23 protein-coding genes are annotated in these 25617 nt (G+C 69.9%); 17 read left to right on the plus strand and 6 right to left on the minus strand.

Translation table 11 applies throughout. From position 1 onward, the window contains the following. The first annotated feature begins 250 nt into the window (after positions 1–250). Complete coding sequence (locus ACZ6Z4_RS06480; protein WP_465558827.1) at positions 251–934, plus strand: haloacid dehalogenase type II; 684 nt, start codon at positions 251–253, stop codon at positions 932–934. On the opposite strand, the gene ACZ6Z4_RS06485 is transcribed toward ACZ6Z4_RS06480, so the two are convergent. Next, entirely contained in the window at positions 917–1099 is a 183-nt protein-coding gene (locus ACZ6Z4_RS06485; RefSeq protein ID WP_465558830.1) for a hypothetical protein, read from the minus strand. The two genes, ACZ6Z4_RS06480 and ACZ6Z4_RS06485, sit on opposite strands and share 18 nt — an antisense overlap. A gap of 54 nt (positions 1100–1153) precedes the next feature. Then, positions 1154–2014, minus strand: a complete 861-nt coding sequence (locus ACZ6Z4_RS06490) for a helix-turn-helix domain-containing protein (protein ID WP_465558832.1) — start codon at positions 2012–2014, stop codon at positions 1154–1156. A 102-nt stretch (positions 2015–2116) separates the two neighbouring features. On the opposite strand from ACZ6Z4_RS06490, the gene ACZ6Z4_RS06495 reads away from it, so the two are divergent. The 4 genes from ACZ6Z4_RS06495 to hpf all read left to right on the plus strand — a co-directional run bounded on the left by ACZ6Z4_RS06495 (position 2117) and on the right by hpf (position 5912). Next, positions 2117–3301, plus strand: coding sequence for an MFS transporter (locus tag ACZ6Z4_RS06495; protein WP_465558834.1), 1185 nt, complete (start codon positions 2117–2119; stop codon positions 3299–3301). 96 nt (positions 3302–3397) lie between these two features. Next, complete coding sequence (locus ACZ6Z4_RS06500) at positions 3398–4327, plus strand: AEC family transporter (protein WP_465558836.1); 930 nt, start codon at positions 3398–3400, stop codon at positions 4325–4327. A 55-nt stretch (positions 4328–4382) separates the two neighbouring features. Further along, complete coding sequence (locus tag ACZ6Z4_RS06505; protein WP_465558838.1) at positions 4383–5072, plus strand: ComF family protein; 690 nt, start codon at positions 4383–4385, stop codon at positions 5070–5072. Between the two features lie 216 nt (positions 5073–5288). Next, a complete protein-coding gene (gene hpf / locus ACZ6Z4_RS06510) occupies positions 5289–5912 on the plus strand; it encodes a ribosome hibernation-promoting factor, HPF/YfiA family (RefSeq protein ID WP_465560595.1) in 624 nt (207 codons plus the stop codon). A gap of 82 nt (positions 5913–5994) precedes the next feature. On the opposite strand, the gene ACZ6Z4_RS06515 is transcribed toward hpf, so the two are convergent. Beyond that, positions 5995–6798, minus strand: a complete 804-nt coding sequence (locus ACZ6Z4_RS06515; protein WP_465558841.1) for a S1 family peptidase — start codon at positions 6796–6798, stop codon at positions 5995–5997. Positions 6799–6942: 144 nt separating this feature from the next. Here ACZ6Z4_RS06515 and ACZ6Z4_RS06520 point away from each other — a divergent pair, with 144 nt between their 5' ends. The 9 genes from ACZ6Z4_RS06520 (at position 6943) to ACZ6Z4_RS06560 (ending at position 19788) form a co-directional block, all read left to right on the plus strand. Then, entirely contained in the window at positions 6943–8163 is a 1221-nt protein-coding gene (locus tag ACZ6Z4_RS06520; protein ID WP_465560601.1) for a winged helix-turn-helix domain-containing protein, read from the plus strand. A 155-nt stretch (positions 8164–8318) separates the two neighbouring features. Continuing rightward, positions 8319–11261, plus strand: coding sequence for a preprotein translocase subunit SecA (gene secA / locus ACZ6Z4_RS06525; protein ID WP_465558843.1), 2943 nt, complete (start codon positions 8319–8321; stop codon positions 11259–11261). Positions 11262–11439: 178 nt separating this feature from the next. Further along, positions 11440–12468 carry a LacI family DNA-binding transcriptional regulator gene (locus ACZ6Z4_RS06530; RefSeq protein ID WP_465558845.1) on the plus strand — a complete coding sequence of 343 codons (1029 nt, stop codon included), beginning with the start codon at positions 11440–11442 and terminating at the stop codon, positions 12466–12468. Further along, a complete protein-coding gene (locus ACZ6Z4_RS06535; protein ID WP_465558847.1) occupies positions 12465–13757 on the plus strand; it encodes an extracellular solute-binding protein in 1293 nt (430 codons plus the stop codon). Before ACZ6Z4_RS06530 ends, ACZ6Z4_RS06535 begins: the two co-directional genes overlap by 4 nt. A 115-nt stretch (positions 13758–13872) precedes the next feature. After that, positions 13873–14772 (plus strand): carbohydrate ABC transporter permease, encoded by a 900-nt coding sequence (locus tag ACZ6Z4_RS06540; protein WP_465558849.1) that lies wholly within the window; start codon positions 13873–13875, stop codon positions 14770–14772. Between the two features lies 1 nt (position 14773). Further along, positions 14774–15601 (plus strand): carbohydrate ABC transporter permease, encoded by an 828-nt coding sequence (locus ACZ6Z4_RS06545; protein ID WP_465558851.1) that lies wholly within the window; start codon positions 14774–14776, stop codon positions 15599–15601. A gap of 23 nt (positions 15602–15624) precedes the next feature. Next, positions 15625–16683, plus strand: coding sequence for a glycoside hydrolase family 130 protein (locus tag ACZ6Z4_RS06550; protein WP_465558853.1), 1059 nt, complete (start codon positions 15625–15627; stop codon positions 16681–16683). Then, complete coding sequence (locus tag ACZ6Z4_RS06555) at positions 16680–18677, plus strand: hypothetical protein (protein ID WP_465558855.1); 1998 nt, start codon at positions 16680–16682, stop codon at positions 18675–18677. The genes ACZ6Z4_RS06550 and ACZ6Z4_RS06555 overlap by 4 nt, the downstream gene beginning before the upstream one ends. A gap of 67 nt (positions 18678–18744) precedes the next feature. Further along, positions 18745–19788 carry a hypothetical protein gene (locus tag ACZ6Z4_RS06560; protein WP_465558858.1) on the plus strand — a complete coding sequence of 348 codons (1044 nt, stop codon included), beginning with the start codon at positions 18745–18747 and terminating at the stop codon, positions 19786–19788. Positions 19789–20090: 302 nt separating this feature from the next. Here ACZ6Z4_RS06560 and ACZ6Z4_RS06565 read toward each other — a convergent pair whose 3' ends face one another. Beyond that, on the minus strand, positions 20091–20666 hold the full coding sequence (locus ACZ6Z4_RS06565; RefSeq protein WP_465558860.1) for an Rv3235 family protein: 576 nt from the start codon (positions 20664–20666) through the stop codon (positions 20091–20093). A 1-nt stretch (position 20667) separates the two neighbouring features. Continuing rightward, on the minus strand, positions 20668–21492 hold the full coding sequence (locus tag ACZ6Z4_RS06570) for a LysM peptidoglycan-binding domain-containing protein (protein WP_465558862.1): 825 nt from the start codon (positions 21490–21492) through the stop codon (positions 20668–20670). A gap of 175 nt (positions 21493–21667) precedes the next feature. On the opposite strand from ACZ6Z4_RS06570, the gene ACZ6Z4_RS06575 reads away from it, so the two are divergent. Further along, the gene (locus tag ACZ6Z4_RS06575) at positions 21668–22222 is read left to right on the plus strand and encodes a hypothetical protein (RefSeq protein WP_465558865.1); all 555 of its coding nucleotides are present in this window, start codon (positions 21668–21670) and stop codon (positions 22220–22222) included. Between the two features lie 123 nt (positions 22223–22345). Here ACZ6Z4_RS06575 and ACZ6Z4_RS06580 read toward each other — a convergent pair whose 3' ends face one another. After that, the gene (locus ACZ6Z4_RS06580; RefSeq protein WP_363673444.1) at positions 22346–22594 is read right to left on the minus strand and encodes a helix-turn-helix domain-containing protein; all 249 of its coding nucleotides are present in this window, start codon (positions 22592–22594) and stop codon (positions 22346–22348) included. Between the two features lie 217 nt (positions 22595–22811). Here ACZ6Z4_RS06580 and ACZ6Z4_RS06585 point away from each other — a divergent pair, with 217 nt between their 5' ends. Together ACZ6Z4_RS06585 and ACZ6Z4_RS06590 are read left to right on the plus strand one after the other, a co-directional pair. Beyond that, positions 22812–23468 (plus strand): SAF domain-containing protein, encoded by a 657-nt coding sequence (locus ACZ6Z4_RS06585; RefSeq protein WP_465558869.1) that lies wholly within the window; start codon positions 22812–22814, stop codon positions 23466–23468. 373 nt (positions 23469–23841) lie between these two features. Beyond that, positions 23842–25110: an AAA family ATPase gene (locus ACZ6Z4_RS06590; RefSeq protein WP_465558872.1), complete on the plus strand. Its 1269-nt coding sequence runs from the start codon at positions 23842–23844 to the stop codon at positions 25108–25110. Positions 25111–25617 lie beyond the last annotated feature (507 nt).

Below are 25617 nucleotides of genomic sequence, written 5' to 3' on the forward strand. Positions count from 1 at the left end.
CCGCACAGCGGCGTCGCGGGCCGCATCGCCCGCCGCCTGTGGCGGTTCGCCGACAGCACCGCCGACGACCTCGAAGGCCGCGTCGTCCCGGCCCGCTACCGCCGTCACCCGAAGCACGACTCCGCCTTCTCCCACTACCTGCGCGACACCCAGGTCGACGAACTGCTGCAGGACTGAGCCCTCCTTACGGCCCCGTGACCGATCGAGGAATCTGCCGCAGCGCTGACGACTCCAGTGGTGTACTCGGCTGGTGACTCAAGTCCTTGCGTTCGACGTCAACGAGACCCTGCTCGATCTCAGCGTGCTGGACGGCCGCTTCGAGGAACTGTTCGGGTCGGCGGCCCTGCGACCGGTCTGGTTCTCGCAGATGCTGCAGCTGTCGTTGGTCGGCGGCATCACCGGCGCGTACGTCGACTTCACGACCGCCCAGCAGGCCGCGCTACGGATGATCGGCGAGCGGGCGGGCGTGGCGTTGAGCGATCAGCAGGTCGACGAGACGGTCGCGCTGATGACGTCGCTGCCGCCACACCCGGACGTCCCGGATGCGCTGGCCCGGCTGGCCGGCACTCCGTTGCGCCTGGTGGCGTTGACGAACTCGGTCCAGCGCGTGGCCGAGGCACAGCTCCGGTACGTCGGGCTGTTCGACCTCTTCGAGCGAGTGATGTCCGCAGACACGGTGGGCCGGCTGAAGCCAGCGCCGGAACCGTACCGGTCGGTCGCGGACGCGTTCGGCGTCGGGATCGGCGAGGTCCGCTTGATCGCAGCCCACTCGTGGGACGTCACCGGCGCACTGGAAGCAGGCTGCCGCGCGGCGTTCCTGCGCAGGCCCGGGATGGTCCCGAGCCCGATCGGCCCGCAACCGGACCTGATCGCCGCGGATCTCGCCGAGCTCGCGGGCCTGATCGTCGAGCGGGATCTACCGGCCGGACCTTGAGCGGCCGGCCGCGGTGACGGTGAACAACGAGCACAGCAGCGCCAGTACGCCGTACCCGAAGGCGATGTGTGGCGGCGAGTAGATGGTGGACAGCCGGGCGGAGATCAGGCTCGGCAGCGTCGCGCTGCTGTAGCTGAGGAGGTAGATCGTCGAGAAGATACCCACCGGCGACAGATCGGTTGAGAATTCATCTACCGGCAACTCCCGGCAGCAGTTCGCTCAGGTGGTCGAGCGGGCTTCCGCGGCGTCTTCGCCCCAGCTGGCGAGGATGCGGAGCGCCTCGGCCGACTTCGACACCGGCTCGGCGTGGTAGACCGAGAGCGCCTGGTCCTGGTCGTCCGGCAGGGTGAAGGTCTCGTAGCCGACCCACAGCTCGCCGACCAGAGGATGCGTGATGCGCATCCGGTCGTGGGTCTTGCGCTTGACGTTGTGCGCGGCCCACAGCTCGCGGAACGGCTCGCTGCGGATCGACAGGTCGCCGACGAGCTCGTCGAGCAGCGGGTCGCCGGGGTGGCGGCCGGCGTCGAGGCGGAGCTGGCCGACGACGTCGGCGGCTTTCAGGGGCCAGTCGGCGAAGAGGTCCTGGGCCGCCGGGTCCAGGAAGACGATCCGCGCCCAGTTCCGGTCGCGCGGCGCTCGCGCCGCCCAGTCGCCGAAGAGGGCGGACGCCGTACGGTTCCACGCCAGTACGTCGGTACGCCGCCCCCACACGTACGCCGGCGTCCCGTCGATCGCGTCCAGCATCAGCTGGAGCTCCGGGCGAACCCGCTGGCGGCGTGGCGCACTGCGCCGCTGCCGGCGGGGCTGGGCGAGATGCAGCAGGTGCGAGTGCTCGGCTTCGGTCAGCCTCAAGGCGCTGGAGATCGCATCCAGCACCTCCACCGACACGTTGCGCGCGTTGCCCTGTTCCAGCCGCGTGTAGTACGCGACCGAGACCCCGGCGACCTGGGCCAGCTCCTCGCGACGCAACCCGGGCACCCGCCGCCGGCGCCCGTACGACGGCAGCCCGAGCTCGCCGGGCTGCAGCCGGGCCCGGCGGGTTCGCAGGAACTCGCTCAGCTCGCCCGGATCGTTGCCCATGACCCCAGTATTGCGCCGGACGAGCCGCCGAGCCTGTCCCTGCCAGTGGTACGAAAACCGGAGGCCTGGGTAGCACCCGAACGCCGACGCACGCTGACCAGCGTGAACACCACCACTCTGACCCCGCCGGTCACGACCCGGCTTCCTGGCAAAGCCCTGTTCGGGCTGTTCCTCAGCGGCTTCATCGGCATTCTGACCGAGTGCCTGCCGGCCGGACTGCTCCCGGAGATCGGCGCGACGCTGCACACCGACGTCGCGCTGACCGGGCAGATCGTCACGATCTACGCGCTCGCCACCGCGCTCGCGGCGATCCCATTGTCGCGGCTGACAGCGAGCTGGCCGCGGCGCAACGTGCTGCTGGTCGCGCTGGCAGTCGTCGGCGTCACCAACGCGCTGACCGCGATCTCCACCAGCTACCCGCTGACGATGGTCATCCGGTTCGCCGCCGGCGTGGGCACCGCGCTGATCTGGCCGCTGCTCGCCGGGTACGCCGCCCGCCTCGCTCCGCAGGGGCGGCAGCGGCGGGCGATCGCGATCGCTCTGGCCGGTACGCCGCTGTCGCTCGCGCTCGGCGTACCGGTTGGCACCTGGCTGAGCCACTTCGGTGGCTGGCAGGTCGCCTTCTGGACCGCGACCGGCCTCGCGGTGCTGAACGCCGTGTGGGTCGTGCTGACGCTGCCGAACCTGCCGGGGCAGACGGCCGAGGAGCGGTTCACGGTCCGGCAGGTCCTGGTGATCCCGGGGCTGCGGACGATCCTCGTCGCGACCGCGGCGTACATGGTTGCCCACAACATCGTTTACACCTACGTCACCGACTTCCTGGACCACGTCGGGATGAGCCGGCAGACCGGGTGGGTGCTGTTCGCGTTCGGTGTGACGGCGGTGCTGAGCGTGCTGCTGGTCGGTGCCCACATCGACCATCACCTGCGCAAGCTGGTCGTCGGCAGCACGCTACTGTTCGCGGTCAGCGTGCTGGTGCTGGCGGTGCTGTCCGGTACGCCGGTGCTCGTGTACGTCGCGGCCGCGGCCTGGGGGTTCGCGTTCGGCAGTTCGCCGAGCCTGTTCATCGCGGCCGTGATCGACGCGACCGGTCCGGCCTCGGACGTCGCGCAGTCGGTGACGATCACGGTGATCTCGTCGTCGATCGCGCTCGGCGGCTTCCTCGGCGGGGTGCTGATCCCCGGGCTGGGGACGATGTCGCTGACCTGGGCGGCGCTGCTGCTCCTGGTCGTGGCGACGGTCGCGGTGCTCGGCGGCCGGAGGTACGCCTTCCCGCCGGGCGCCTGACTGTCCGCTTCCGGTCGTCCGGCATGCGGGACCGCCCACGGCCGGTGGGCGGACGGTTTCTAGCATGGAGGTAATGACAAAGTCCGAGGGCACCCGATGTCCTCCGTCCTGAGCGCGTTCTTCACGCTGGTCGCGGTCGCCGTGCTCGGGTACGTCGTGGGCCGGGCCGGCGTGCTGCGCAGCGAGGACGAGCAGGTCCTGTCCCGGCTGGCGTTCTTCGTGGCCACTCCGGCGCTGATGTTCGCCACCGTGGCCCGCGCGGACCTGAACGCGATCTTCTCGCCGGTGCTGCTGACCAGCCTGTCCTGCGTGCTGGTCATCGTCGTGCTGTCGGTGACCGTGACGGCGCTGGTCCGGCACCGCGACCGGGCCCAGGCCACGATCGGCGCGCTCGCCGCGTCGTACGTGAACGCGGGCAACCTGGGGATCCCGGTCGCCGTCTACGTGCTCGGCGACGGCGCGCTGGTCGCGCCGATCGTGCTGTTCCAGCTCCTGGTGATGGCGCCCGTCGCGTTCGCCGTACTGGACGGCTACCGGCAGGGCTCCGGCCGGAGGGTGTCGCTGCGGACCGTCCTGACCCGCCCGCTGCGCAACCCGCTGACGGTGGCGTCGCTGCTGGGCCTCCTGGTTGCCGCCGTCGGCTTCGACCCACCGACGCTGCTGATGCGCCCGGTCGAACTGGTCGGCGCCGCCGGTGTCCCGGTCGCGCTGATCGCGTACGGGCTCAGCCTGAGCGGCCGGACCAGCACCACCCGCATCGGCCCCGCTCCGGACGTGGCCCTGGCCGTCTCGCTCAAGATCGTCCTCCAGCCCGTCGTCGCGTACGCCGTCGGTCGCTGGGTCCTCGGCCTGGAGGGGCACGCGCTGCTCGCCCCGACGCTGCTCGCGGCGCTGCCGACCGCGCAGAACGTCTACGTGTACGCCGTGCACTACCGGACCGGTCAGCAGCTCGCCCGGAGCACGGTGATGCTCACGACGCTGCTCGCGATCCCCACGATGACGCTGATCACCGGGTTACTCGCCTGAGTTTGTCCACAGGTCCGATTTGTGGAGCAGACTGGAAAGAGCCCACAGTTTTCCGGTGGGACTCCGGGACGCATGGCTCGATCTCGTCCTCGGCGGCACCTGCGCCGGCTGTGCGCGCCCAGGCGTCACTCTCTGCTCCGACTGTCGTGCTGAACTGGCAGCCCTCACTCCGTTTCCCGCCGCGCCGACGCCTCTGCCGCCCGGATTCCCGGCGGCGACCGCCTGCGCGCCGTACGAAGGCGTCCTCCGCCGCCTGATCCTCGAGCACAAGGAGCATGCCCGCTACGCCCTCGCCGACCCCCTCGGCCGAACTCTCGCGACCGCTGTCGCCGCAGCGATCTCCCCAGGTCGCGCCGCCTGGCTCTGCCCGATCCCCTCGGCCCGCGCGACCGTCCGGGCCCGCGGTCACGAGCCGCTGCGCCGGATCGCGATCGTTGCCGCCCGCCACCTGTCCGAAAACGGGTACGACGTCCGTCTGGCGGCGGCTCTCAAGCTGGTCCGGCGGCCCGCGGACCAGGCCGGGCTGTCGGCGCGGGAGCGGATCGCCAACATGGAAGGCGTCTTCGGCGTGCGTTCGCGCTGGGCTGAAACCCTGACAACTCAACCGGTCCTGCTGGTCGACGACGTGCTGACCACCGGTTCCACGCTCAGCCAGGCCGCCGGAGCCTTGGAAACAACGGGAATCGCGGTGCTCGGATCCGCCGTGCTGGCCGCGACCCGGCGGCACGGGACGCCCGGTTCATGAGAACTTCCCTACCGGTTTTCGCCGAAGCCGACTAGCGTTGGCCTATGACACCCGCTAGGGCTTGTCGGGCAGTGAAGTGGCGCAGGACCGGATCAGCCGGATTCCTGGCCACGGAGTCCGACCGGCTTGTGAGCGGGTGTTCTCGTTTCGGGCACCTGCCGACAGGAAACGGGGGTCCCGAGACGTAAAAGAAGTCGCCGATCGATGGAGGTTTCCGTGGACGTCGTTGTCAAGGGTCATCACTGCGAGGTCAGTGACCGCTTCCGGCAGTACGTCGAGGAAAAGCTCGCCAGGATCGAGAAGGTCGATCACCGGGTGCTGCGATGCGAGGTGGAAGTCAGTCAGGAGAAGAACCCGCGACAGCACGATCGGGCGATGAGGGTCGAGCTCACCATGTACACCAAGGGCCCGGTGGTCCGGGCCGAGGCGTGCGGGGAGACCAAGCAGGCGGCGTTCGACGTCAGCCTGGACCGGCTGCGGGCCCAGGTCCGCAAGGCCGCCGACCGTCGCCGCGTGCACCGCGGCGAGCACGCGCCCGAAGGCCTGCGGCACGTGAACGCCAAGCAGACGTTCAACGGAGCTGACCTCGTGGTCGAGGAGACCGCGGAGGACGAGATCCCGACCCAGAAGTTCGGCTCGCTGACGGTGACCGGTGACGGCCCGCTGGTGATGCGCGAGAAGACCCACACCGCCAAGCCGATGTCGCTCGACCAGGCCCTCTACGAGCTGGAACTGGTCGGCCACGACTTCTACCTGTTCGTCGACGCCGACGAGAACCAGCCCAGCGTCGTCTACCGCCGCCGGGGCTACGACTACGGCGTGATCCGCCTGGCCGTCTAGCCCGCAGGAACGTGAAGGGGGGCCCGGGGAGTGATCCCCGGGCCCCTTCCCTTCCCCTGCGAAGGGTCTAGGAGATGCTGGTCTAGCTGCCGATCTGCGCCTGCAGCTCGGCGGAGTAGGTGGCGACCTCGGCGTACACGCCCGGGTTGCCGGCGTCGGCGCAGCCGATGCCCCACGACACGACACCGAACAGGCGGCCGTTCAGGACCAGCGGGCCACCGGAGTCACCCTGGCAGGAGTCCTTGCCGCCGTCCTCGTAGCCGGCGCAGATCTCGCCGTCGGCGGTGTAGCCCTGGCTGGCGTAGACGCCGGCGCAGTAGGAGTCACCGAGCACGGGGACGGTCACCTTCTGGAAGGTGTCGGCCGGGCCGGTGCCCTCGGTGTTGCCGTAGCCGTAGACGACCGACTGGGCGCCGGCCACGTCGGCGGCGGTGCTGGTCTCCAGCGGGAGCGTCTCGACACCGGTGAACGGCGTCGCCAGCGTCATCACCGCGACGTCGTGACCACCCTCCTGGCCGTACTTCGGGTCCGCCCAGATCGCGCTGATCTTCGACGTCTTGCCACCGGGGTCGGTGAGCTTGTCGCGGCCCTGGATCGCGGTGTACGTGCCGGCGTCCTCGGTCGCGCAGTGCGCGGCGGTGACGATCTTGTCCGGCGCGACCAGCGTCGCGCCGCAGTACTGGCCGCTGGGGACGGGGGAACCGCTGTTGTTCAGCGCCAGCGCCCACGGGGTGTCGGCGGTGTGCGCGATCTCGCCGCCGACGATCCGGGTGTGCGGCGGTTCCGGCGCCGGGCTCGCCGACGCGGTGGCGACCGCACCGAGCGACGCGGCGGTCAGCGCCGTCGCGGCCAGAGTGGCACGAACCAGCTGGAGTCTTCCTGTCATTGCCTCACGCTCCACAGGTGAAAGAGGCCGCGCGGGCGTCGCGGCCTGTCCGAGCAGCGTCCCGCGCACACCCTGTGTAGCACACCTCTCACTTGCGGTAACTCAGGAGTTATGACCGGCATTCTGTCGGTGCCGACCGGCAGAATGCCCAAGGTGAGTACTCAGGTGCTGTCTCAGGCGCAAGCGCGACGGATCGGGATGGCCGCGCAGGGGTTTGCCGACCCTCGGCCCAAGGGCGTGCCGGACATGCGGGCGCTCAGCCGGGTGCTGGGGCGGATCGGGTTGTTGCAGATCGACTCGGTGAACGTGTTGAGCCGGGCGCAGTACTTACCTCTCTACTCACGGCTCGGGCCGTATCCGCGGGATCTGCTCGACCGGGCGGCGGGCAAGGCGCCGCGGCGGCTGGTGGAGTACTGGGCGCACGAGGCCTCGCTCATCCCGGTCGAGACGCACCCGCTGATGCGGTGGCGGATGGCGCGGGCGGCGACCGAGGCGTGGGGTGGGCCGCGGTCGATCGCGGCCGAGCGGCCTGACTTGGTGAAGCAGGTGCTCGCCGACGTCACCGCGCAGGGGCCGCTGACCGCGCGGGAGATCGACGACGACGTGGAGCGCCAGAAGGACAACTGGGGCTGGAACTGGTCGGACGTGAAGCGCGCGCTGGAGTACCTCTTCTTCGCGGGCGAGATCACGGTCGCCAAGCGCAACCAGCAGTTCGAGCGGATGTACGACGTCCCGGAGCGCGTCCTGCCCGCCCACGTGCTGGCGACGCCGATCCCGAGCTCGGAGGAGGCGCACCGCGAGCTGGTCCGGATCGCCGCCAAGGCGCACGGCGTCGGGACGGCGCAGTGCCTGAAGGACTACTTCCGGACCGCGCCCGGCCCGACCACCCAGGCGATCCAGGAGCTGGTCGAGGAGGGCGAGCTGCTGCCGGTCTCCATCCAGGGCTGGAAGCGCCCGGCGTACCTGCACCGCGACGCCCGGCTCCCGCGCCGGGTGAACGCGCGCGCCCTGGTCAGCCCGTTCGACTCGCTGGTCTTCGAGCGGACCCGGACCGAGGCGCTGTTCGACTTCCGGTACCGGATCGAGATCTACGTGCCGGCCGAGAAACGCGTCTACGGGTACTACGTGCTCCCGTTCCTGCTCGGCGACCGGCTGGTGGCCCGGGTCGACCTGAAGGCGGACCGGGCGGCCGGCGTCCTGCTGGTCCAGTCGGCGCACTCCGAGGACGGCGCGCCCGCCGAGACACCGGAGGAGCTGGCCGCCGAGCTGGTCCAGCTGGCCGGCTGGCTCGGGCTCGACCAGGTTCGCGTCGCCGGGCTGGGCGACCTGGCGCCTGCGCTGAGTGACGCCCTGCGCGGACAGTGACAACGGGTACGGTCGTTCGCCGTACCGGAACTTTTCGGCGCTCTCGTGCGTGGGTCTGAGGACGCTCGACGTGGCTTGGCTCACCCGGCCCCGTACGATAGGTGACGCATGTCCGCCGCAACCAGGCTTCAGCAGCGAGGAGAGAACTGCCCACCATGAAGGTGATCGACAAGGTCCTGCGCATCGGCGAGGGCAAGACGCTGCGTCAGCTCGAGCGCATCGCGAAGGTGGTCAACTCCATCGAGGACGACTTCGTCGCGATGTCCGACGAGGAGCTGCGCGGCCAGACCGCCGAGTTCAAGGAGCGGGTGGCCAACGGCGAGTCCCTGGACGCGCTGCTGCCGGAGGCGTTCGCGGTCGTCCGGGAGGCGGCCAAGCGGACCCTGCACCAGCGCCACTACGACGTCCAGATCATGGGCGGCGCGGCGCTGCACCTGGGCAACATCGCCGAGATGAAGACCGGTGAGGGCAAGACCCTGGTCGGCACGCTGCCGACGTACCTGAACGCGCTGTCCGGCAAGGGCGTGCACGTGGTCACGGTGAACGACTACCTGGCCAAGTTCCAGGCCGAGTGGATGGGCCGGGTGTACCACTTCCTCGGCCTCGACTACGGCGTGATCCTGCCGGAGATGACCCCGGCCGAGCGCCGGATCGCCTACCACAAGGACATCACCTACGGCACGAACAACGAGTTCGGCTTCGACTACCTGCGCGACAACATGGCCAGCGACATCGCCGACTGCGTGCAGCGCGAGCACAACTACGCGATCGTGGACGAGGTCGACTCGATCCTGGTCGACGAGGCCCGGACCCCGCTGATCATCTCCGGCCCGGCCGAGGACTCCCAGCGCTGGTACGTCGAGATGGCGCAGATCGCCTCCACGCTGCACGCCTGGACCAACGCCGACGACCAGAAGCTGAAGAACGAGCGGCGCGGCGTCACCGACCTGGAGATCGACGAGAAGAAGCGCAAGGTCGCCGACTACGAGGTCGACGAGAAGAAGCGCACCGTCGCGATCCTCGAGCGCGGGATCGAGAAGGTCGAGGACCGGCTCGGGATCGACAACCTGTACGAGTCGGCGAACACCCCGCTGATCAGCTACCTGAACAACGCGCTGAAGGCCAAGGACCTGTTCAAGCGCGACAAGGACTACGTGGTCGTCGACGGCGAGGTGCTGATCGTCGACGAGCACACCGGCCGCACGCTGCACGGCCGCCGCTACAACGAGGGTCTGCACCAGGCGATCGAGGCCAAGGAGAAGGTCGAGATCAAGGAGGAGTACCAGACCCTCGCGACGATCACGCTGCAGAACTACTTCCGCCAGTACAGCAAGCTGGCCGGCATGACCGGTACGGCGATGACCGAGGCGGCCGAGTTCTCCAAGATCTACAACCTCGGCGTGGTCCCGATCCCGACCAACAAGCCGATGGTCCGCCAGGACCAGCGCGACCTGATCTACCGCACCGAGGACGCCAAGTTCGACGCCGTCGTCAAGGACATCGTCGACAAGCACCAGAGCGGCCAGCCGATCCTGGTCGGCACCACCAGCGTGGAGAAGTCCGAGCGGCTGTCCGCGCAGCTGCGCAAGGAGAACATCGCGCACGAGGTGCTGAACGCCAAGCAGCACGCGCGGGAGGCCGCGATCGTGGCCGAGGCCGGCCGTAAGGGCGCGGTCACCGTGGCCACCAACATGGCCGGCCGTGGTACCGACATCATCCTCGGCGGCAACCCGGAGTTCCTGGCCGACAAGGACCTGCGGGCCCGCGGCCTGGACCCGGTGGAGACGCCGGAGGAGTACGAGGCGGAGTACCCGAAGGTCCTGGAGAAGTTCGAGCTGCAGGTGAAGGAGGAGCAGAAGGAGGTCCGCGAAGCCGGCGGCCTCTACGTGCTCGGCACCGAGCGGCACGAGTCGCGCCGGATCGACAACCAGCTGCGCGGTCGTTCCGGCCGTCAGGGTGACCCGGGCGAGTCGCGCTTCTACCTGTCGCTCGAGGACGACCTGATGCGCCTGTTCAAGCGCGAGATGGTCGACTGGGCGATGTCGCGCAACGACGACGACACGGTCCCGCTGGAGAACAAGGTCGTCACCAAGGCGATCGCGTCGGCACAGTCCCAGGTCGAGGCGCAGAACTTCGAGACCCGGAAGAACATCCTCAAGTACGACGACGTGATGAACCGTCAGCGCCACGTCGTGTACGACGAGCGCCGCCGCGTGCTCGAGGGCGCCGACCTGCAGGACCAGGTGCTCGACATGCTCGACGAGACCGTCAGCGGCTACGTGATGGGCGCGACCGCCGACGGCTTCGCCGAGGACTGGGACCTGGACCCGCTGTTCACCGCGCTGAAGACGCTCTACCAGACGACTGTCACCGAAGAGGACCTGATCGAGGAGGCCGGCGGCGAGCGCTCCGGCCTGACCCAGGACTTCATGGTGGAGAAGTTCGTCGCCGACGCCCGCGAGGCCTACGCGCGCCGCGAGGAGCTGCTCGGCTCGGAGTCGATGCGTGAGCTCGAGCGTGGGGTCGTGCTGAACGTGCTCGACCGCAAGTGGCGCGAGCACCTGTACGAGATGGACTACCTGCGCGAGGGCATCGGCCTGCGCGCGATGGCGCAGCGTGACCCGCTGGTCGAGTACCAGCGCGAGGGCTACGACATGTTCGCCGCGATGATGGAGTCGATCAAGGAGGAGTCGGTCGCGTTCATCTTCAACGTCGAGGTCGACGTCGAGGCGATGCGCGCCCAGCAGGCCGCGGCGGCCGAGGTCGTCGAGGAGGCCGAGGACATCCTCACCCCGGGCGCCCCGGTGGCGGAGTTCCCCGGTCGCGACGCCGACCGCCCGCAGGACGGCCCGCGCCTGACCGACCGCCCGAAGCTGCTGGCCAAGGGCCTCGGCAAGGACAACCGTCCGCCGCAGCGCCTGTCGTACTCGGCGCCGACGATCGACGGCGACGAGGAGGTCGCGGTCCGCACCGAGGACGGCACCGACGCGAGCGGCCTGATGTACCCGGGCACCCCGCGCAACGTCGCCTGCCCGTGCGGCTCCGGCAAGAAGTACAAGCGCTGCCACGGCGACCCGGCCGCGGACGTCTACAAGTAACCAGCACCACCCCGAAGGCCGCTCCCACTGGGTGGGGGCGGCCTTCGTCGTGTTCCGCGCTGTCACATCGACGCCGCCCGTGTGGTCTGTAAGACACCCGGTGAACCCTTGACGAAGCAGGTTTTGACCGGTTTAGTGACTGTTTAAACCGGTTTAAAAGCTCAATCGGAGGTACGGCGTGGCGAAGGATCGACCGACGATCGCCGATGTGGCGGCGCGCGCCGGGGTCTCGAAGGGGTCAGTCTCGTTCGCGCTGAACGGGCGGCCGGGCCTGGCCCAGGCGACCGTCGACCGGATCCTCGCGGCCGCCGACGAGCTCGGCTGGCGGCCCAGCAACCGCGCCCGCTCGCTGTCGGTCTCGAAGGCGTTCGCGCTCGGCCTCGTGCTCACGCGCGATCCCGCCGTACTGTCGTCGGACCCGTTCTTCTCGGCGTTCATCGCCGGTGTCGAGAGCGTGCTCTCGCGCGGCGGCCAGGCGCTGGTGCTGCAGGTCGTCACCGACGGTGAGGACGAGGTCGCCGGGTACCGGCGGCTGGCCCGCGACGGCCGGGTGGACGGTGTCTTCCTGTCCGACCTCCGCCACGACGACCCGCGGATCGACCTGCTCAGCGAGCTCGGTCTGCCCGCGGTGACGCTGAACCGCCCGGTCGGTACGTCGCCGTTCCCGGCGGTCTGCCTCGACGACCGGCCCGGCACGGTCGAGGTGGTCGAGCACCTGCTGCAGCTCGGCCACCACCGGATCGCCCACGTCGCCGGCCCGCCCACCTTCGTGCACGCCACCGCCCGGGCGGACGCGTTCGTCGCGACCCTGGCCGACGCGGGCCTGGAGCCCGCCGGGCTGGAGATCAGCGACTTCACCGCGGCCGGCGGGATCGAGGCGACCCGCAAGCTGCTCGCCCTCGAGCAGCGGCCGACCGCGATCGTCTACGCCAACGACCGGATGGCGATCGCCGGGCTCGGCGCCGCCCAGCGAGCCGGGCTCACCGTGCCCGACGACCTGAGCATCGCCGGCTTCGACGACAGCGAGCTCGCCGAGTTCGTCCATCCCGGCCTGACCACCGTGCGCGCCGATCCCTACGCCTTCGGCGAGGCCGCCGCGACCACTCTCAACCAACTGATCGACGGGTCCGGGGACGTCGCCGACGTGGAGCTCCCACCGGCACGGCTCGTCGTCCGCCGTTCGACCGCACGTCTGGAGGAGTCATGAAACGCAAGCTGACCGCAACGCTGCTGGCACTGGGCCTGACCGGGGTGGCCGCCGCGTGCGGTGGCGGCGACGGCGGCGGTGACGCCGGCGCGGCCGCGCAGGCCCGCGGCGAGATCACCGTCTGGCTGTCCAACAACGCCGAGGAAGTGGCCTGGGGCAAGCAGATGGTGGCCGCCTGGAACGCCGCGCACGCCGACCAGAAGGTGACAGCCCAGGAGATCCCGACCGGGAAGAGCTCCGAGGAGGTGATCGGAGCCGCGATCACCGCCGGCAACGCGCCCTGCTTGATCTTCAACACCTCGCCGGCCTCGGTGTCGCAGTTCCAGAAGCAGGGCGGCCTGGTGGCGCTCGACGGCTTCGACGGCGGCAAGGACTACGTCGAGAGCCGCAGCGGCAAGGTCGCCGAGCAGTACAAGTCCACCGACGGCAAGTACTACCAGCTGCCGTGGAAGGACAACCCGGTGATGATCTTCTACAACAAGAAGGCCTTCGCCAAGGCGGGCATCGACACCACCAAGCCGCCGCTGGCGACGTACGACGAGTTCCTGGCCACGTCGCGCAAGCTGGTCGCCGCCAAGGCCGCGAAGTACGCGATCTACCCGGCGCCGAGCAACGAGTTCTACCAGTCCTGGTTCGACTTCTACCCGCTGTTCGCGGCCGAGACCGGCGGCAAGCAGCTGATCGCCGACGGCAAGGCGCAGTTCGCCTCCGACGAGGGCAAGAAGGTGGCCGCGTTCTGGCGGACCCTGTACGCCGAGAAGCTGGCCTCGCAGGAGAAGTACACCGGCGACTCGTTCGTCGACGGCACCGCCGCGATGGCGGTCGTCGGGCCGTGGGCGATCGCGACGTACAAGAACAAGGTCGAGTGGGGCGCCGTGCCGGTGCCGACCTCGGCCGGTAAGCCCGCGAACGAGATCTACACGTTCAGCGACGCCAAGAACGTCGCGATGTACTCCGCCTGCAAGAACCGCGGGACGGCGTGGGACGTGCTGAAGTTCGCGACCAGCCAGGAGCAGGACGGCAAGCTGCTCGAGGCCACCGGCCAGATGCCGCTGCGGGACAAGGTCGCCACGACGTACCCGGAGTACTTCCAGAAGAACCCGGACTACCAGCAGTTCGCCGACCAGGCCGCGCGCACCGTCGAGGTGCCGAACGTGCCGAACTCGATCACCATCTGGCAGACCTTCCGGGACGCGTACTCCAAGTCCGTGATCTTCGGCCAGGAGGACCCGGGCGCCGCCCTCGACGGCGCGGTCGAGAAGGTCGACCAGCTCGCCAAGCAGTCATGACTGTGCCGATTGCCTCGCCTCCGGCTCGGCGGGTCATGAGGCTCAACTCCCGTCCTTCCCTCGTCGCTTCAGTCGCTTCGCTCCTTACGCTCCTCAGTCCAGGACGGGAGGCCTCATGACCACCCGAACCGGAGCGGTCGGCAAGATCCTCGGCAAGCAGCCGATCGGGTCGCTGTTCGTCACGCCGTACGTCGTGTTCCTGGCGGCGGTCTTCGCCTATCCGCTCGGGTTCGCGGTCTACATGTCCTTCCACGACTACTTCTTCACCGCGCCCGGCGCGATCGTCGACCGGCCGTTCGTCGGGTTCGAGAACTACGCCACCGTGCTCTCGGACCCGGCGGTCCGGCGGTCGTTCGGCAACGTCGGCATCTTCCTGCTGATCAACGTGCCGCTGACCGTCGTCCTGTCGCTGCTGCTGGCCTACGCGCTGAACGGCGCGATCCGCTGGCGCGGCTTCTTCCGGGTCAGCTACTACGTGCCGTACGTGACCGCGAGCGTCGCCGTGGTCGGCGTCTGGCTGTTCCTGTTCAACTCCAACGGTCTGGTCAACTCCGTGCTCGGGCCGCTCGCACCGGACCCGTCCTGGCTGGTGAACTCGAAGCTCGCGATGCCGACGGTCGCGATCTACGTGACCTGGAAACAGCTCGGGTTCTTCATCCTGCTCTACCTGGCGGCGCTGCAGAACGTCTCCAAGGATCTGTACGAGGCGGCGTCGATGGACGGCGCCGGCCGGTTCAAGTCGTTCTGGAACGTGACCGTGCCGGGGGTACGACCGGCCACCACGCTCGTCGTACTGCTGGCGACGGTGACCGGGGCGAACCTGTTCACCGAGCCGTACCTGCTCACCGGTGGAGGCGGCCCGGACGGCGCGTCCGCGTCGCCGGTGCTGGTGATGTACCAGCGCGGGATCGAGCAGGGCAACCCGGACATCGGCGCCGCGATCGGCGTCCTGCTGGTGATCGGGGTCCTGATCCTGGCCTTGGTCGAACGCCGCTTCGTCGGGAGGGAGGACTGAGATGATGCGCAGTCCGTGGCGGTTCCTCGCCCTGCTGGTCGGGGCGTTCGTGTTCCTGTTCCCCTTCTACTACATGCTCGTCGGCAGCCTGCAGACCGAGCCGGACCCGTCGGTCGGCGGTGCGTTCCCGTCGCCGGGCAACCTGACCGGGCACAACTACGCCGAGATCAACGCCGCGATCGACCTCGGCCGGTCGCTGATCAACTCCGGGATCTTCACCGGCGGCGTCATCCTGGGCACGCTGATCTTCGGCGTACTGGCCGGGTACGCGCTGGCGCGGCTGCAGTTCCGTGGCCGCGGCGCGGTGTTCAACCTGGTGCTGCTCGTCCAGGTGATCCCGTTCCAGCTGCTGACGATCCCGCTCTACGTGATGATCGTGCGCAGCTACGGGCTGGCCGACTCCTACCTCGGGATGATCCTGCCGTTCGCGATCAACTCGACCGCGGTGTTCGTCTTCCGGCAGTACTTCCTGCAACTGCCGCAGGAGTTGTTCGACGCGGCCCGGATCGACGGTGCCGGCGAGCTCGCCATCCTGTGGCGGGTGGCGGTGCCGCTGGTCAAGCCGGCGCTGCTGACCGGCGTACTGCTGACCTTCATCGGGCCGTGGAACGAGTTCCTCTGGCCGTTCCTGATCACCAAGCAGCAGGACCTGCAACCGCTCGCGGTCTCGCTGTCCAACTACCTGACCACCGTGTCGGCGCGGGCCGCGAACCCGTTCGGTGCGCTGCTCGCCGGGGCCTGCGTGCTGGCCGCACCGGCGGTGGCGCTGTTCGTGATCTTCCAGCGCCGCTTCATCTCCTCCAGCCTCGAGTCCGGGGTCAAGGGCTGAACTTTCTCGAAAGGTTTGTGATTGTGACTGTTCCGTACACACTGACGCGGGTCGGTGTCGTGATGACGCCGGAGCCCGGTAACGAGCTCGAGTCCGAGGGCGTGCTGAACCCCGCCACCGGGCACACGCCGGACGGGACGCTGTACCTGCTGCCGCGACTGGTTGCTCCGGGCAACGTTTCGCGGGTCGGCCTGGCTCGCGTCGTCCTGGACGACGGCGTGCCTTCCGGCGTCGAGCGCGAGGGCGTCGTCCTGGCCCCGGACGAGGGCTGGGAGCGTGGGCTGAACAACGCCGGCGTCGAGGACCCGCGGGTGACCTGGATCCCGTCGCTGGGCAAGCACGTGATGACGTACGTCGCGTACGGGCCGCTCGGGCCGAAGCCGGCGCTCGCCGTCTCCGACGACCTGCGGACGTGGACGCGGCTGGGGCCGCTGCACTTCGAGTACCAGAGCGATCTGGACACGGATCTGAACTTGTTCCCGAACAAGGACACGGTGTTCTTCCCCGAGCCGGTGCCCGGGCCGGACGGCGAACCGTCGTACGCGATGCTGCACCGGCCGATGTGGGACCTCGGCTGGTTCCGCGAGGGCGAGGGCGTGCACCTGCCCGCGGGCGTGACCGACGACCGGCCGGGGATCTGGGTGTCGTTCGTCCCGGTCGCCGAGGTCGAGCGCGGGCTGGAGAACCTGGTGCACCTGCGGCAGCACCGGCTGGTCGCGATGTCGGAGCACCCGTTCGAGGAGCTCAAGATCGGCGCCGGGCCGGCGCCGCTGCGGGTGCCGGAGGGCTGGCTGGTGATCCACCACGGCGTGACGGGGGAGCAGCCGAAGGGCTTCGACCCGACGACGCAGAAGGTCAGCTACGCCGCCGGGGCCCTGCTGCTGTCGTTCGACGACGTGACCAAGGTCCTGGATCGCACGGCGGAGCCGATTCTCGTCCCGGAGACCGAGGAGGAGCGGATCGGGACCGTCGGCAACGTCGTCTTCCCGACCGCGATCGAGGAGGTCGACGGCGTGCACTACGTGTTCTACGGCATGGCCGACGCGAAGATCGGCGTGGCGCGGCTGGACCGGTTGTCATGACGGTCAGCCGGCGAGCGGTCCTGGGAGGATCGCTCGCCCTGGCGGCGGGGTTGCCCACGGCAACCGCCACGCCGGCTTCGGCCGCCGGCACACCTGCGCTCGAGGCCGCCACACCTTCCAAGTACCAGCGCGCCAACCTCGCTCACCTCGACTATCTGGGTGACGTGGTGACACCTCCCACTGTGGTTGGCCACTCCACCTACGGCCCCGGCCCACTCGGCGTCCTCTGGACGTACGCCGACCGCCGCCCCGACGGCACCTACGCCCGCATCGGCGGCGGCCCGTACGACCCCGCCACCAACACCTACGGCCAGGGCGCCTTCAACACCGACGACATCGCCCGCGCGGCAGTCGTCTACCTGCGCCACTACCGAGCCCACCGCGACGCGCACAGCCGCTCAGCGGCGTTCGGGCTGCTGCGCGGCCTCACCTACCTGCAGACGACCAGCGGCGCCAACGCCGGCAACGTGGTCCTCTGGATGCAGCCGGACGGCACCCTCAACCCCAGCGCCGAGCCGGTCGAGCTGCCCGATCCGTCGGACAGCGGGCCGTCGTACTGGCTGGCTCGCACGGTGTGGGCGCTGGGGGAGGGCTACGAGGTCTTCCGATCGGTCGATCCCGCGTTCGCCCGCTTCCTGCGGACGCGACTGGAGCTGGCCCTCGGCGCGCTGGACCGTCAGGTCCTGGTCCACTACGGCTCCTGGAACATCGTCGACGGCAGACGGGTCCCGGCCTGGCTCATCGTCGCTGGCGCCGACGCCACCTCCGAGGCAGTGCTCGGCCTGAGCGCCTACGTCCGCTCCGGCGGCTCCGCACGCGCCAAGCAGGCTCTGGCTCGCTTCGCCGAGGCGATCGCCGCCATGAGCGCCGGCGGCACCCGCGAGTGGCCGTTCCGCGCCCTCCTCCCGTGGGGCGAGTCCATCTCCGACTGGCACGCCTGGGGCGCCCAGATGCCGTCGGCCCTCGCCGTCGCTTCGACCGCTCTCCGCGACCGGCGCCTGCTGGCACCGGCTGTGGGCGACACGGCAGGCTTCACCCCACTCGTGCTGACCGCCGGCGGCCCCGACAACGGCTGGCTCCCGGCGCCCATCGACCGCACCCAGATCGCGTACGGCGTCGACGCCCGCCTGCAAGGCCTCCTGTCCGTGGCCACGGCTGCTGATCGCCCCGGGCTCCGACAGCTCGCCGCGTTCGTCGCCGCCTGGTACTTCGGCGCCAACCGCGCGGGCGAGGCTGTCTACGACGCGACAACCGGCCGTACCTACGACGGCATCTCCGGCGACGGTGTGATCAACCGCAACTCCGGCGCGGAGTCGACGATCCACGGCCTGCTCTCGATGCTCGCCGTCGACGCCGACCCCGCCCTGGCAGCTCGAGCCCAAGCCCTGGCGGCACAACCCACCACCACAGGCCTCCAGGTCATCGAAGCCGAATCCGCCCAACTCTCCTCCGGCGCGGCAGTCGTCACCCCACCTTCCGCGTGGACCGGCGAATCCCAATGGAGCAACGGCTCCTACATCACCCTCCCCGCCGGCGCCCACGCCTCCTGGCCCCTGCCGGCCGCTACCGACACCCGCCTCGTCCTCCCCATCGTCGACCTGATCCCCGACCGCTCAGCCGGCAAATCCAGATGGTCCACCGGCAGCACGATCAACCACGGCTCCGGCGGCCCACAAGGAGTCTCCGCCGCCCCCGGCGCCCTCCTCCCGATCGCCGCCGGCACCCTCCCCGCAGCCGCCACCACCCTCACCGCAACCTCCACCGGCGCCAACGTCCGCATCGACGCCCTCCTCCTGCTCCCACTGATCAGCCGCCTCCAACTAGGCCCCAACGAGCTCGTCGTCAGCGTCGACCACCACCCCCGCTCGGTCCCCGTCGCTCACCGGGGGACCGCCTACTCGTACACGTCCTCCGGCCAGCTCCACTCCCGGCGCCCCGCCACCACCCGAGCGGAGGTCCTCCCCGGCGGCTTCACCGTCGTACTGGCGTCGTGAAGTTGGGTAGTTCGGTACCCAAATATGGGCACTCGGCAATCACTTCGATGCTGTCCAATTGGCCCCTGTGACTCTTCCCAGCCCCCAACGCCAGGTGCAACTTCTCGGCAGCATCCCCGCGTCGTCCGCGGACGCCGCGATCCAGCTGGCCCTGGACGTCCTCGGTCCCCGGTCTCGTCTTCTCCCCGACGGTGAGACCGGGGACCGGCAGCTCTGGATCCTCAACCTGATCCATGCTCTCGGCAACCACTCCGACCTGGAGCTGCGCCGCCCCGGCGACTGGTCGAACTACGACCACACCTCCCGCCTCGGCGTCCGCCGCGGCCACCGCTTCACCGGGAGCGGCGTCGACCTGGGGCACGTCCGCGCTTTCGAGACCGGGTACGCCGCACTGCAGTCCGTTGCCGCTCGCAACGATCACGACGACCTGAGCTTCCTGGTCGGCCTGCCGGGCGACTTCGATCTGGCGCTGTTCACGTTCGGCCCGGTCGGCGGCTTCCGGTACCGGAAGGTCTTCGCCGACCTGATGCTCGCCGAGATCGCCGCGATCCACGCCATCGCCGGCGACCGCGTCGTCTTCCAGCTGGAGCTCCCGGCGGAACTGGTGTTCGTCACTCAGATGCCGCGGCCGCTCCGCGCTGTTGCTGCGGCGTACCTGGCCCGTCAGGTCGTCGCGATGGTCAGCCGCGCGCCGGTCGGCGCCCGCTTCGCCCTGCACCTGTGCCTGGGCGACCTCCAGAACAAGGCTCTGGGCAAACCGCAGACCGCCGCCCCGGTCGTTGCGCTCGCCAACGCCCTCGGCAAGGCATGGCCGGTGACCCAGCTCCTCGACTACATCCACTTACCGTTCGCAGCGGGTGAATCCCCGGCGCCGGTTGCGCCGTCCTTCTACCGCCCGCTGTCGAAGCTCCGCGTCCCACCCGCCACCCGCCTGGTCGCCGGCCTCATCCACGAAACTCAGTCGGACGAGGCGTTGGCTCGGACCCTCCGCCTGATCGAGTCCACCACCGGCCGCCGCGTGGACGTCGCCACCGCGTGCGGCCTCGGCCGCCGTACGCCGGAAGCCGCCCTCCAGGCCCTCACCAAGTCCGTCACCACAGCCGACAGCTGACAGGAAGTCGCCGGCGAAGTCCGTCACCACAGCCGGCGCCCGAGCTTCGTTCCACCTGCTGAGACCGCGGCCCCAGATGTGGGTAGTCGGCACCGAGATATAGGCAGTCCGAACCGATGCGCCGGTCCCACCTGGTGCGATCCAATAGAACCTGCTGGTGGAGCGCCCGGGGGCGGTCGCTCCACCGGCCCACCCCGAGCGGTCCCGGGCCACACGCGACCTGGGACCGCTCCCCGGGGGTCCGCTTCACACTTCCTCTGCACCGCTGAAGCACCCCCGGGTCTTTTACTTTTGTACGCCGGTCAGCCCAGCTCCAGCGCCGTACAGACCCAGCGCCCCCGCCGGACCTCCAGTCGCAGGGCCATCGCCCGCGACCGCCCACCGGTCCTCAGATGCGCGGCGATCTCGGCGACCCCGTTCTCCGGCCGGCAGACATGCACCGACCGCACACAGCTCCGCTCCTTCGCCGCCCGCTTCCCTGCGGTCGTCGTCAACCCGAGCAGCCGCACCCGCCGGTGCACATCGAAGTACACGGCAGTGTCCGTCCACCGAAGCAGTTGACTCACCGGCCGATCCCCACCGATCGTCTCCGCGATCGCCTGCACCAACCGCGTGGCCCATTCCCGCACCTCCGGCAGCCCGCGCACCTCCGGCGTTCCGGCTCCACCTGGCACCAACCGCAGTACCGGCCGAGCCGGCGGCACCTCGTCCGCCTCGTACCGCAACGCCAACGCCCCCTGCGTCGGCACCACCTCAACCGGCTTCCGCACCCCGGTCGCCCCCATCGGGTACGTCCGGGCCCCGTCCTTGTCGCCCCGCTCCTTCCCCGCCTCGTCAGCAGCAGAAGGAACAGCGGTCAGCGTGCGTCGAGTGGTCATCTCACTTCTCCTGAGGATTCTGCGACACGGAACGATCGAACGAGGCCGGCGTCTGCAGCACCTGACCAGGACGAAGCACGTCGGGATCGGGACCGATCACCTGACGGTTGGCGGCGTACCACTGAGGCCACCGAGCCGCGACCGCCGAGTCCGAGGCGCTCGCTCCCAACTCAGCCGCGGCGATCGACCACAGCGATTCCCCGCGAGCCACCACATGCCGCCCACTCGCGAGATCGGTGTACCGAACCGGGGCCCCGTCAGTAGGCCGATCCGGTACCCGAACCCGCGGCTCCCGGGCGTCGGAACCTGCAGGCTCCGACACCAAAGGCCTCGCGGGCTGGCTGGTCCGTACGGACTCACCCAGCTGAACCGTCGACGCCCTCTCCACCGCCCGCCAGTCACCCGCCTCACCGACAACCACCGTCGAAGCCGGCTCGGTCGCCCGCCAAGCAGCCCCCGAACTCACCGGCTGCTGTCCCGGATGCGCCGGTGACGCATGCGCCACCCCGATCGTCAGCGGCGTCACCGCCGCCACCCCGAGCGCCGACCGCAGCAACGTCCGCGACCCCTGCGACGTGATCCGACCACCGACAGCAGCCCCGACCCGCCCGACAGCCCCCGGCACCTGCTCGAGCACCGTCGCCAGCACCGCGAGCAGCAACCACCCGTACGCCGTCCAGGCGACCGCGGCCACCGTCACGAACGCCATCGAGATGAGGTCCCGCGTCGAGGCGGCACTCATCGCGCCCGCGGTCACCCACTGCAGAGCGAACCCCAGACCAGCCAGTGCACCCAGCGCGATCAGCGCCTTCAGTCCCCGGATCATCCCGTTCCCCTGCTTTCGCTCTCGATCTATGAGTTTGCTTGAGTTTGCGTTGGCTTGATCAATATAGCTCGCTCTCAACCGGGTTTGGCAAGTCCAAACCGACCGCTACGACCACGGAGAGTGGATTCCAAGTACGGAGAGTGCCGATGAGCAGGCAAGCGGGTAGGTTCACCGCATGCGCCTGGATGCCCTCTTCGAAGACCTCGAGTCCCAGTTCGAGGCGTTGCAGGACGGCGACCTCTACGGCGAAGTCGCCGAACGGATCCGCGCCGAGGTCGGCAAGATCACCCTGCTCGACCGCCTCCGGGGCGCCGTCGGTACGACCATCCGCGTCGAGCTCACCCACGCCGACCCCGTCCAGGGCGAACTGACCCGGGTAGGCAAGGACTGCCTCCTCCTGGAAGCCGACCGCTTCGAGGAATGGCTCATCCCCGCGGAGGCCCTCACGTCCATCCACGGCCTGGGCCCGTGGGCCGAACCAGCCGAAGGCGCGGTGGCCGCCAAGCTCGGCCTAGCCCATCTCCTCCGCGGCGTCGCCCGAGACCGCTCCCCGGTGACGCTCTACTGCGCCGGTCCCCAGCGCATCCCGCTCACCGGCACCATCGACCGAGTAGGCGCCGACTTCCTGGAGCTCGCCGAGCATCCCCTCGACGCTCCCCGCCGCCGCACCGAGGTCTACAACACCCGCCTGGTCCCCACCCAGGCGTTGTCAGCCCTACGCCGCCGCTGACCAGCCACCAGTACGCCGTACGCCGCAAGCCGCTCGTCGACGCCTCGGCCTAGCGCGCCGCACCGTCCGTCCGTCGCCCGCCTGCAACGCGGCCGTCGCCACGGCTCTCACTCGTCCCGCGACCTACTGGTGCAACTCCTCCGACTGCTCGGCCTCTTCGCCGAACGGATGCGTGGTGATGAACTGCCGCGTCTCCGTGTACAGCCGCTCGATGTACTTCTCCAGCTCGGTCGCCTCGACGCGCCACTGCCCGCGCCCGCCGATCTTCACCGCGGGAATGTCCCCCCGCCGGACCAGCGCGTAGACCTGGTTGGCCGAGATGTTCAGCACCTCGGCGACGTCGGAGAGCTGGAGGAAGCGCGGTGCCGGCATGACGCCCTTTCCGTGGTCGACGGGGTGCTGGAACTGCAACTTCCTGCAATCCCGGTTCCTTCAGTTTGCCACGGTTGGCCGCCGAACGATTGAGTTTGTCCCCAGGTAGCGACACCGTCACCACGCTGTGGACAACCGAACGCACGCAGCGTGACCGACTTGGCAGAATGGGCGGCTCCGGAGCGCGACCGACAAGTGACAGGAAAGAGTCAACGTGGTGCAGAGTCCAGTTCGCAGCGGCTTCGCGGTGCCGTCGGCCCCGCCGCAGCGCAACCGCCGAGCCCGCTGGAGAGACGGCCGCCTCGTCCTCGGCGTACTCCTCGTCGCCATCACCGCACTCGCCGGCGCCAAGCTCCTGTCCTCAGCCGACGACACCACCACCATCTGGGCCGCCGACCGAGACCTCCCCGCCGGCACCAAGCTCACCTCCGAAGACCTGACCACAGTCCGAGTCCGCTTCACCAGCAACAACGCCGCCAACCAGTACGTCGCCGCCGACGCCGACCTCCAGGGCCTGGTCATGGTCCGCGCCGTCAAGGCCGGCGAGTTCGTCCCCCGCCAAGCAGCAGTAACCCAAACCGACAACGACCGAACCGAGCTCCCCCTGGCCATAGCCACCGGCCGCCTCCCCTCCGACACCACAGCCGGCGACCAGGTAGACATCTGGGTCATCCCCAAAGACCCCACCCAGCCCGCCCGAAAACTCTGGGAAACAGTCCGAGTAAGCCAAATCGACGCCACCAAAGGCGTCTCCGGCAGCTCAGCCCGCCGCCAGGTCCTGATCGCTCTGGACCCCGCAGATCTGCCCAAACTCCCCGCTGCGCTGTCCGCCATGTCTTCAGGCGAGCCAGTCCTCGTCCGCCGAGGCCGCTGATGAGCACCTCAACAGCAACTCCACCCGCACCTCGTACGACGCCACCGCCGTACGAGGTGACAGCCGCCTGGCAGCGCACTCCGCACACGCCGGCACCGCCAGAAGCGCGTACGCCGAGCGTGCTGACGGGTACTCCACTCCTTACCTGGTCAGCCGCGCCCGGTGCAGCGCTGGCACCGGTTGCTGCGGTTGGTGCTTGGCGTCCGGAGCTGAAGACGTCGGTGGGAGCTGGTCACGGCTGGTGGTTCGAGGTCGTGGCTCGGTCGCGAGTGAGTACTCCGCCCGTGCAGGTGGGCCGGGTGAGTGCGGCTGATCGGCGTACTGCACGGAGCGTGGCTGGTGCCGGTGTCGGGCTTGTCGGGTGGGGTTGCTGATGGCTGTCCCGGTGTTGTTGGCGGTGACGGGTGCGCCCTGGGAGGCGGAGGTTGTCCGGCGGGCCGAGCGGGCGCCGGGGATTCGAGTGGTGCGGCGGTGCGTGGACATCGCCGATGTGATGGCCGCCGCGGGGAGTGGGCAGGCTCGGGCGGTGGTGCTGGCGGAGGATCTGCCGCGGCTGACCGCCGACGCGGTGGCGGCGTTGCATGCGCGGCGGATCGTCGTACTGGCGTTGGTGGATCCGTCGGACAACGGTGAGCCGAGTGGAGCCGAGGATCGGCTGGCGCGGATGGGGATCGAGCGGATCCTGCCGGCTGATGTGAGCGGGGAGGATCTCGGGCGAGCGATCACGGACGCCGTGGACTCGGGGCCGCCGACGACGGTGTCGCACTTCGCGGGTGGGTTCGTGCCGGTGCAGCCGGGGACGGCTCCGCCGGAGCGGCACTACGACCCCTCGGGCAAGGGGCGCTTGCTCGCGGTCTGGGGCCCGACGGGGGCGCCTGGGCGGAGTACCGTCGCGGTCGGGTTGGCGAGTGAGTTGGCGGCTCGGCAGATCCCGACGTTACTTGCCGACGCGGATGTGTACGGCGGCGCGGTGGCGCAGATGCTGGGGATCCTCGACGAGACCTCCGGGCTGGCCGCGGCCGCGCGGTCGGCGGGGAGCGGGGCGCTGGATGTCGAGCTGCTGGCTCGTCATGCGCGCGGGGTTGCGGACTACCTGCTGGTGCTGACCGGCTTGAGCCGCGCCGACCGGTGGACGGAGCTGCGGCCGGCGGCATTGGAGTCGGTGTGGGCGACGGCGCGGCAGTTGGCGCCGTGCACGGTGGTCGACGTGGGCTTCTGCATCGAGAGCGACGAGGAGATCTCGTTCGACACACTCGCACCGCGGCGGAACGGCGCAACACTGGCGACGCTCGAGGAGGCCGACGAGGTGATCGTCGTCGGCACGGCGGACCCGGTGGGGCTCACGCGGCTGATCAGGGCGCTGCACGAGCTGAGGGCGATGGTGCCGTCGGTGACGACGCGCGTGGTGGTCAACCGGGTGCGCTCGGGTTCGCTCGGCAGCTCGCCGGTGGATGCGGCCGCGGAGGCGCTCCACAGGTACGCCGGGGTGGAGGTGGCGGCAGTCCTGCCGCTGGACCTGGCGGCGACGGACGCGGCGCTCACGCACGGGCGCAGCCTGACCGAGACGGGGAAGTCGAGCAAGCTGAGGAAGGCGCTGCAGCAACTGGCGGCGGGGGTGGAGAAGGAGCACATGTCGACGTAGGCCGAGGCGTCGAGGAGGCTCCGCGGCAGGCGGCAGGCGGCAGGCGGCAGGCAGTACGTGCTGGCCCCGCTGCCGGACCACGACGCCGCGGTGGCAGCGGGCAGCAGCAGGCGGCAGGCGGCGAAGCAGCAGGTGGCCAGGCGGCAGGCAGCGGGCAGCAGGCGGCAAGCGATTGGCAGCCGGTCGCAGGCGGCGAAGCAGTAGACGGCGGGTCGGGCGCCGGCTGCCAAGGCGCGCTGAGGTTAGCCGGTACGGCGCTGGGCCGGGCTGGACCTGGGTGCCGGTGCCGTGTGCTGGGCTGGACCTGGGTGCCGGTGCCGTGTGCTGCAGGCGCTGGGCGATTGCGTGTGGTCGGGCCGCGGGCTGAGCGGGGTGCCAGGTATGGGGTCCCAGGCGCTGGGGCTATAGCTGGGTGGTGGGCCGGAGCCGGGGACTTTGCAGGTGTGGCGTGGGCGACGACTGGTGGACGTGTCTCGGGCCGGGCGCTCGGTGGTGGTGGGTGGTGCT

The organism is Kribbella sp. NPDC104740 (genome assembly GCF_055583505.1).

Coding starts and splice junctions, on each gene's coding strand:
- ACZ6Z4_RS06490 (WP_465558832.1), bottom strand. CDS start 2,014: ATGGGCAACGATCCGGGCGAGCTGAGCGAGTTCCTGCGAACCCGCCGG.
- ACZ6Z4_RS06500 (WP_465558836.1), top strand. CDS start 3,398: ATGTCCTCCGTCCTGAGCGCGTTCTTCACGCTGGTCGCGGTCGCCGTG.
- ACZ6Z4_RS06515 (WP_465558841.1), bottom strand. CDS start 6,798: ATGACAGGAAGACTCCAGCTGGTTCGTGCCACTCTGGCCGCGACGGCG.
- ACZ6Z4_RS06520 (WP_465560601.1), top strand. CDS start 6,943: ATGCCCAAGGTGAGTACTCAGGTGCTGTCTCAGGCGCAAGCGCGACGG.
- secA (WP_465558843.1), top strand. CDS start 8,319: ATGAAGGTGATCGACAAGGTCCTGCGCATCGGCGAGGGCAAGACGCTG.
- ACZ6Z4_RS06535 (WP_465558847.1), top strand. CDS start 12,465: ATGAAACGCAAGCTGACCGCAACGCTGCTGGCACTGGGCCTGACCGGG.
- ACZ6Z4_RS06540 (WP_465558849.1), top strand. CDS start 13,873: ATGACCACCCGAACCGGAGCGGTCGGCAAGATCCTCGGCAAGCAGCCG.
- ACZ6Z4_RS06545 (WP_465558851.1), top strand. CDS start 14,774: ATGATGCGCAGTCCGTGGCGGTTCCTCGCCCTGCTGGTCGGGGCGTTC.
- ACZ6Z4_RS06555 (WP_465558855.1), top strand. CDS start 16,680: ATGACGGTCAGCCGGCGAGCGGTCCTGGGAGGATCGCTCGCCCTGGCG.
- ACZ6Z4_RS06565 (WP_465558860.1), bottom strand. CDS start 20,666: ATGACCACTCGACGCACGCTGACCGCTGTTCCTTCTGCTGCTGACGAG.
- ACZ6Z4_RS06570 (WP_465558862.1), bottom strand. CDS start 21,492: ATGATCCGGGGACTGAAGGCGCTGATCGCGCTGGGTGCACTGGCTGGT.
- ACZ6Z4_RS06575 (WP_465558865.1), top strand. CDS start 21,668: ATGCGCCTGGATGCCCTCTTCGAAGACCTCGAGTCCCAGTTCGAGGCG.
- ACZ6Z4_RS06580 (WP_363673444.1), bottom strand. CDS start 22,594: ATGCCGGCACCGCGCTTCCTCCAGCTCTCCGACGTCGCCGAGGTGCTG.
- ACZ6Z4_RS06590 (WP_465558872.1), top strand. CDS start 23,842: ATGGCTGTCCCGGTGTTGTTGGCGGTGACGGGTGCGCCCTGGGAGGCG.